The organism is Arthrobacter sp. 10T413_2, assembly GCF_056394205.1.
In genome coordinates this window covers 1-7,941 of the sequence record NZ_JBFTHK010000188.1, presented here as the reverse complement: position 1 = coordinate 7,941, position 7,941 = coordinate 1, and the positions used below count along the sequence as shown (strand labels likewise).

Here is a 7,941-nt window from a genome sequence, read left to right as displayed (position 1 = left end):
ACGTCCGAATAGTGCGGCTCATGGCGGCGTCGTGGGTCGTGCTCGGCATCGTCTGTGCCGTCGTTGGTCGAGCGTCAGGCCGCTGACCACGGCCGCACATTGCCTCACTGCTAACTCACTTGACAGAACCTGGCTGCACTATCGCCCTGCMCTTGGAGCGCCGAAGCGAACTCCATGGCCGTGCACAGATTAGTTTGCAAACGAATATGCACCGTTACCAGTGGAAGTGATCCACTTGCAGATTTTGCAGATTGGGACCCGGTGATACGGCTGAAGGCGGGTGGTCATGATCGGCGTTCAGGGACAAGGGATACAAGAGAACAGGCTCGAGTATCCGGGACGGGAACGGCGCCCGCAACAGTGAAGGTGCGGGCGCCGCAGTTTCAAGGGCTTAACGCGGTTATTACCCGTTTTTGCTAGGGGCTGCCGAGGGCCAGATTGAATTCATCTGCTTGACGTCCAAGGAGGTAAGAACGGCGGCTCCTCCATTAGAGAATGCTTMAATGCCCTGGCTGGATGGGTCAGGGAAGATCTGGTCTGTAAGAACGATCTTTCCATCATCGGCAAAGACTTCGACCGAGGACCAGTCAACCAGAACGTGCAGTTTGACCGCTCCCCCGGTTRTCGTCAGCGGCGCGGTCTGCACTCCGGGGAAGCTGGAGCTGAATCCCACAGAGCCGGATTTTGTCCGGTCGATGTAGACCTGTCCGGCTTTGTTGTCATAGCCGACGAGTGTTTCTTGGCCGGACCCGGTGCGGACTTTCAGTCCGTAGGAGCTTGCAGTACCGGCAGCGAAGGACGCTGTGATGTCCACTGCCTTCCCTGTAGCCGGCACGATGGTGCTTCCGGCCGGGACGGACACATTCTGCTTGTGGACGGCCGGACCTGCGGTGAGGTCGTTGAGCTGGTGGATTGGTGTCTGCGCCAGACGAGGTGCTCCGTCAACGGTTTGGAGGGACAGCTCCCGGGGAACCGTCATTGCACTGCGCCACGGTGAAGTGGGAATGGCTCCGCCGTAGTCCCAGTTGTTMATCCACCCGATCATGATCCGCTTGCCGCCAGGGGCGTCATTGAAGGTGACACCGGCGTAATTGTCCTTGCCGTAATCGACCCAGTGCGCGCGTTGGATCGCAGATTGTGACGCCGTGTCTGAGAGAGTGAAAGCGTCGGCCAGGATGTGTCCCCAGCCGCCGGAGTTGTGGTCAACGACCTGGATCTGCGCCTGCTTGCCGATCAGGTCGCTAAGGTCCCACGAGGCCCAATCCAGGTTCTCGCTGTCTGTGCCCGTGGCGGAGCGCACAACTTTGCMGTCGACGACGAGGTTGACCGAGGTCTGTGTGTCCCATGGCTTGGCGGGGGCGCCGGCGAAGACGATATCCCCGACCATGAGGTGACCCCACCCGGTGGATCCGTCGTTCTGGTCCACGACCTGGATCTGGGCCTGCTGGCCCTGGTACTTGCTCATGTCCCAATTCGTCCACTTCAGGTCCGGGCTGTTGGAGCCCGTGGTGGTCTCGACGATCTTTCCGCCGACGATCAGGTTGACCGCGGCCGGGTTCGACTGGCCCCAGGGGTGGTTGCCGCCGGCGACCTGCAGGTCGATATACGGGCTGTTGACCGTGAAGGCCGGTGAGGTAATGGTGCCGGTGCCGGCCTCGCCGTCGGGCGCATAGGTGTCCAGCGCCTTAGGCCCGAGCTGGTTGGGCAGGCTCTCGGTCGAGGGCCCGGAGTTGGCAAAGGAGCCGGTGGCGGTCCAGCCTGCCCCGTAGGTGTMCCCGGAGAAGTCGTCGAACACGGTCCMGGCCGGCAGGGTGCCGAACGGGACAGTGTCGGCGACGTAGGGGTGGTTGCCGCCGCCGACGAGGAAGTTCAGGTGGGCCTTGTTGATGGCGAAGGTCTGCGAGCTCAGTGTGCCAGTGGGGCCGTCACCGCCGTTGAAGCTGTTGGCGAAGCCGGTTCCTACCCAGCCTGTAACCGGGGACTGGCCCGGCAGGCTTCCAGTGGCGGGGGCAGCACCGAAGGCGGCCCCGGTGGCTTGCCAGCCTTGAAATGTACCGTCATCGAAGCTTCCCAAAGATGTCCCTGCCGGGGGGACGTAGGGTTTGTCATCAGAGACGAACTTGGTGCCGTCGAAACTTCCCGTGAAATATTGGACGCCCGAACCTCCGGCAATCCCGCCCGGGTTGAGGTTGACCGTCAGTACCCACTTCTGCTTGCCGGGATTGGMGGGATCCGGCAGAGGGAACAGGTCAGGACACTCCCAGGMACCCCCCGTGGCGCCTGCAGGTCCGAAATCACTGAGATGCGTCCAAGTTTTCAGGTCTGGAGAACGATAGAACGTCACCTTGTGCTGGTCGGACAAAACGGCTGACATCAGCCACTCATGTTTGGCCTGATACCAGAAGACTTTCGGGTCCCTGAAATTGTTTGACCCGATGTCCAGCACGGGGTTCCCGGAATATTTGGTAAAAGTCCGGCCTTTGTCCGTGCTGTAGGCGAGTGCCTGGGACTGCTTACCGGTGGCCTTGTCGGCCGCGGTATAAATTGCCACCATGGCAGGGTTGCCCGGCTGACCAAGGCCAGTCGTGTTGTCTTTATCGATGACAGCGCTGCCCGAGAAGATCATGTTTTTATCGTCCTGGGGAATCGCCACCGGGAGCTGCGTCCAGTGCACCAGGTCCGTGCTAACCGCGTGGCCCCAGGACATATTGCCCCAGGTGTCCCCGGAGGGGTTGTACTGGAAGAACATATGGTATTCGCCCTGGTAGTAGACCAACCCGTTCGGGTCGTTCATCCAGTTCTTTTCCGGGCTGAAGTGGAACTGTGGCCTGTAGGCCTCGGTGTAAGGCGAGGAAGCGCCGGCCGTTCCGGAGGAGGTCGCGGACGTTCCGGAGGAGTCCGCAGCCAGAGCCGCGCCGGATAGTGGGAGCGCGCTACCGGCGGCCATCATGGCCGCGAGGACCAGGGCGTTGAGACGTTTTTTCGAGCTTGGTCCCGGTGGAAGCCCGGGAAGGGAATGTGTGCGGCGCACGTGTTCGCCTTTCATGTCGACAGTGACAGGCAGGTAATGCCGGTTGTTGCTCGGCTGGTTCTGCAAGGCTTTGATTTCGCCAGACCGGAAGCTTGGACAACGTTGTCAAGGGGAAAACCTATGGTCTGTCCGCCAGACAAGTCAACGGCTTGGTCGGAATCCCCGCATCCCGCTGATGGATGCCCAGGTATTCCCGGAAAATACCGAAACCTGGGCGAGGGGTGGGTCACTCGCACCCACCTTGACAGCTTGAACCAGTGCGGTATATGTTCTATGTCACATCACTAACGCGCGTTAGTAACGCGCATCAGTAGGTCAGGCTAGACTCTCATCCAATATTCATCCCTAATTACTAGACATCGGACGGTCAATGGAGACGAACCCACGGCAGGCMAAAGTGACGATGCAGGATGTCGCGAAGCATGTCGGAGTTTCTCGGACGACTGTTTCTTTTGTCCTCAGTGGTGGAACGGGAAACGGAATTCCAGAAGAAACCCGTGACCGCGTCCATCAGGCCGTGATCGAACTGGGCTACCGCCCGAACGCGGGAGCCMGTGCGCTGGCATCCAAGCAGACCAAGCTCTACGGGCTGATCACGGAAATCGTGATAGCGCCTTATGCCGCCAACATTGTCCGCGGCGCCGAGGAACAGGCCGCGCGGGAGGGTAAGACACTTCTTATCGCCAGCACCGACGGCAGCAGTGACGCCGATCGGCGGGCCATCGAGACCATGCTCGAGCACCGTGTCGAGGGTCTGATCTATGCAACAAGCTGGCATAGGGGTGTGCGGTTGCCCGCTGTTGCGGAGGAGGTGCCGACGGTTCTGGTTCACTGCTTTGACGAGGCAGCAAAACTGCATTCCGTCATTCCGGATGAGGCTCAGGGTGGCTATGTTGCCACGAGGAGACTCATCGGGGCCGGACACGACCGGATAGGGCTCATCAACCTTGATCCCGTCATTCCGGCCGCCATCGGCCGCCGGGCCGGATATGTCCGAGCCCTTGAACAGGCAGGCATCGGCCTGGATGAGAGCTTGGTCATCAATGAGGACGGCGAGGCAGACCAGGGCTACCGCGCAGCAGCTGCCCTCCTGGATGGCACCCGGCCCCCGACCGCGATCTTCTGCGCCACTGACCGCATGGCCATGGGCGCTTACGACGCCATCAAAGAACGAAAGCTCCGTATTGGGGACGATATCTCCGTGGTTGGCTTCGACAACCAGGAGATCATCGCCAACTATTTGCGGCCAAGCCTGACGACAGTCGCACTGCCGTTCCAGCAAATGGGGGCAACCGGAGTCGCGATGCTGGCCAAACTTGCAGCAAACCGCGACCTGGCCCCGCTCCAACGCATTGTCGAATGCCCTCTGGTGGAGCGTGCATCTGTGCGCCTGCCGGTCCCGGCGTTCTGACGTTCACTWCCCGCTAACCCCAATCTCCCTTTCACTGACGAAACGAGCTCCCTCATGCCCAAAATCAACCCCAAAAGGTCACTGACCGTTGTTGCGGCCACACTGGCGATTGGCGCCCTGGCTCTCACCGGCTGCGGCGCCGGAAACACCTCCGGAAGCGCAGCCAAGGGTKGGAGCGCCTCCAACGGGCTCCTGACAATCCCCCGGGAGGACAMCGCAACGTTCACCAGCAACTTCAACCCGTTCTCMCCGAACGCACTGCCGATGACGCAGCAGTCGGTCTTCGAACCCCTGCTGATCGTCAACCCTGTCAAGGGGGAACCGGTCCCCTGKCTCGGCGCGTCGTGGAAAGCAGACAAAGACGGCAAAGGCGTGACCTTCACGCTCCGTGACGGTGTTAAGTGGTCGGACGGACAGCCACTGACCGCAGACGACGTCGTGTACACCTTTGACCTCCAGAAGAAGATCCAGGGAGGATTCGACTATCTGGCCAAAGTCTCAGCCATAGACGCCCACACCGTGCGCTTCGACTTCAACAAGGCCTACTCCCCCGGACTCTACGAAGTCGGCCAGCAGGTCATCGCCCCTAAGCATGTCTGGTCGAAGATTGCGGACCCGGCAAAGGCCACTAACGACAACCCGGTAGGCACGGGCCCCTATACACAGGTCTCCCATTTCCAGACACAGTCATTCGAACTGGATAAGAACCCCAACTACTGGCAGCCGGAAAAGCAGCAGCTCACCGGCATCAGGATGCTGGCCTTCGCCGGCAACTCCGGGGCCAACCTCGCCCTGCAGAACGGCGACGTGGACTGGAGCGACCAGTTCATCCCCAACGTTCAGAAGACCTATATTGACAAGGATCCGGCACACCGCCACTTCTGGTACCCCACCACCGGTGGCACGATCAACTGGCAGCTGAACACCACGAAGGCTCCCTTTAACGATCCGGTCGTCCGCAAAGCACTCAGCATGGCCGTGGACCGCGACCAGGTCGATAGCCTGGGCATGTCGGGCTACACGCATCCGGCCGACTGCACCGGCCTCAGCGACGCCTACGCCAGCTGGCGCGACCAGAGCATCGTCGACAACTGCGACTGGACCAAGCTGAATGTGGACAAAGCCAACCAGATGCTCGATGACGCCGGCTACAAAAAGGGAACCGACGGTATCCGTACCCTCAAGGACGGCAAGCCGTTCCAGTTCAAGTTCTCCGTCGGATCGGCATCTTCGGACTGGCTTTCCGTCGGCCAGATCATCTCCAAGAACATGGAAAAACTTGGCGTGAAGGTCGAGGTCAACTCCCCGGACTGGTCCCAGGTCGTCTCCGGCTACACTGACGGATCCTTCGACAGTGGCATCGTCTKGAGCAACGCCGGCGCGACKCCGTACGAGTTCTACCGCGGCGTCATGTCACAGAAGGTTGTTGTGCCGGTCGGCCAAAAAGCCAACGAAAACTACCACCGATTCGGGGACGCGGATGCGACCGCAACGCTTGAGGAGCTCGCGGCAACGCCAGAGCCGGGAGCGCAGAAGACCCTCGTCAACTCCCTTGAGGCACGCTTCAATGACGTGGCCCCGGTGATCCCGCTGTTTTCCGGCCCGGCGTGGGGCGCCTACACCGACCAGCGATTCACGGGCTGGCCCAGCAACGATAACCCGTATGCCACACTCTCGGTCCGCTCCGCCACCACCGTGCTGATTCTGACCTCCCTCAAGCCGGCGCAATAGCCATCTGGTGGCTGTCCGGGGCACCCCGGACAGCCACCGCCGCTGCACACAGCACCCGCACAGTTACCACCTGCCGGACCCGGACCGTTCCCCGGGCGGCGCAACAATCATCAAGAAAGAAGCGGAATCATGGTATTCCTCCTCCGCCGTCTGGGGTTCTACGTCATCGCCTTCTGGACCTGCATTACCTTGAATTTCTTCCTCCCCAGGCTGATGCCCGGGGACCCCGTCAGCAGAATGTTCTCCCAAGTACAGGCTCAGATGCGCCCGGACCAGGTGGATGCGCTCCGACAACTCTTCGGCCTGGACGACCGGCCCCTATGGGAGCAGTACCTCGCCTACATCGGCAACATCTTCCGTGGGGACATGGGCATCTCGCTCTCCCGGTTCCCCACCCCCGTTTCTGAGGTGATCGCATCACAGATCGGATGGACCCTTCTACTCGGCGCCACCTCCCTGGTCATTGCCGTCATTCTGGGCAATTTCCTCGGCATTCTCGCAGCATGGCGGCGCGGAAAGTTCCTGGATTCCGTCTTTCCTMCGCTGCTGATCTTCGTCGGGTCCTTCCCTTACTTTTGKCTGGCCATGGCCGCTCTATATCTGTTCGGGATAACCCTGGGCTGGCTGCCGTTGAGCCATGCCTTCTCCACAGGCCTCAGCCCGTCGTTCTCCCTCGAATACGTTGGCGACGTAGCCACTCACCTCATCCTTCCGGCCCTGACCATCGTCTTGGTCTCCATTGGCGGCTGGATGCTGGGGATGCGCAACACGATGATCGCCACCACCGCTGAGGACTACATCACGATGGCCCGGGCCAAGGGACTCCGTCCGGCACGGATCATGTTCCAGTACGCGGCCCGCAACGCCATGCTGCCCTCCGTGACGTCGTTCGGGATGTCCCTTGGATTCGTCGTCGGCGGTGCTCTCCTCACCGAAACCGTGTTCGCGTACCCGGGCATYGGCTACCAGCTCCTGACCTCCGTCCAGGCACTGGACTACCCCCTGACCCAAGGCATCTTCCTCACCATCACCGCCGCCGTGCTGGCAGCTAACTTCCTGGTCGACATCATTTACGTACGGCTGGACCCCCGGGTCCGGGTCAGCTAGAAACAGGTCTCCCATGTCACTTACAGACTCAACACCCACCACTATTACCACGGCCGTTAACTCCACCGTTCAGATACCTGAACCTCCGGCCCCCGGACGCCTGGCTCATGGAGGATTTGTCCACGGCATCCTCACGAACAAGAAGGCCCTTTTCGGACTGGCCATCCTGGTCATATTTGCCCTCCTGGCACTGCTGGCCCCTCTCCTGGCCCCGGGTAACCCGTCCGACTTCGGCCCCGAAGCATCCCTGGCACCATCCGGGGACCACCTGCTCGGAACCACCTCCAAAGGCCAGGACGTGCTCGCCCTCACCCTGTGGGGATCGCGAAGCTCACTGGCGGTCGGATTCACCGTAGGTTTAGCGGCGACCTTCATCGGCTGCCTCGTCGGCATCGCCTCCGCGTACTTCGGCAAAGCCATCGACGAACTACTCTCGCTGCTGACCAACGTGTTCCTGCTCATCCCCGGGCTTCCCCTTCTGGTGGTTCTCGCCGCATTTCTGCCGCCGGGGCCCGTCACCGTCGTCATTGTCCTGGTCATCACGGGCTGGGCAGGCAGCGCACGGGTGCTCCGCTCCCAGGCTCTGTCCCTGCGCAGCAAGGACTTCGTCGCTTCGGMCGTCGTGACCGGCGAGAAAGCATGGCGCATCATGTTCCGGGAG

General features: G+C 61.2%; 5 protein-coding genes. 4 read left to right on the top strand and 1 reads right to left on the bottom strand.

The window, feature by feature from the left end; translation table 11 throughout:
• Positions 1 to 403: 403 nt before the first annotated feature.
• Complete coding sequence (locus tag AC1DBQ_RS19825) at positions 404 to 3,031, bottom strand: GH32 C-terminal domain-containing protein (RefSeq protein WP_476930139.1); 2,628 nt, start codon at positions 3,029 to 3,031, stop codon at positions 404 to 406.
• Between the two features lie 403 nt (positions 3,032 to 3,434).
• On the opposite strand from AC1DBQ_RS19825, the gene AC1DBQ_RS19820 reads away from it, so the two are divergent.
• The 4 genes from AC1DBQ_RS19820 to AC1DBQ_RS19805 form a co-directional block, all read left to right on the top strand.
• Positions 3,435 to 4,442 (top strand): LacI family DNA-binding transcriptional regulator, encoded by a 1,008-nt coding sequence (locus AC1DBQ_RS19820; RefSeq protein WP_476930140.1) that lies wholly within the window; start codon positions 3,435 to 3,437, stop codon positions 4,440 to 4,442.
• A gap of 54 nt (positions 4,443 to 4,496) precedes the next feature.
• Positions 4,497 to 6,173: an ABC transporter substrate-binding protein gene (locus tag AC1DBQ_RS19815; protein WP_476930138.1), complete on the top strand. Its 1,677-nt coding sequence runs from the start codon at positions 4,497 to 4,499 to the stop codon at positions 6,171 to 6,173.
• 129 nt (positions 6,174 to 6,302) lie between these two features.
• Entirely contained in the window at positions 6,303 to 7,280 is a 978-nt protein-coding gene (locus AC1DBQ_RS19810) for an ABC transporter permease (RefSeq protein ID WP_476930137.1), read from the top strand.
• Positions 7,281 to 7,293: 13 nt separating this feature from the next.
• A partial coding sequence (locus AC1DBQ_RS19805; protein ID WP_476930136.1) for an ABC transporter permease occupies positions 7,294 to 7,941 on the top strand: 648 nt, incomplete at its 3' end.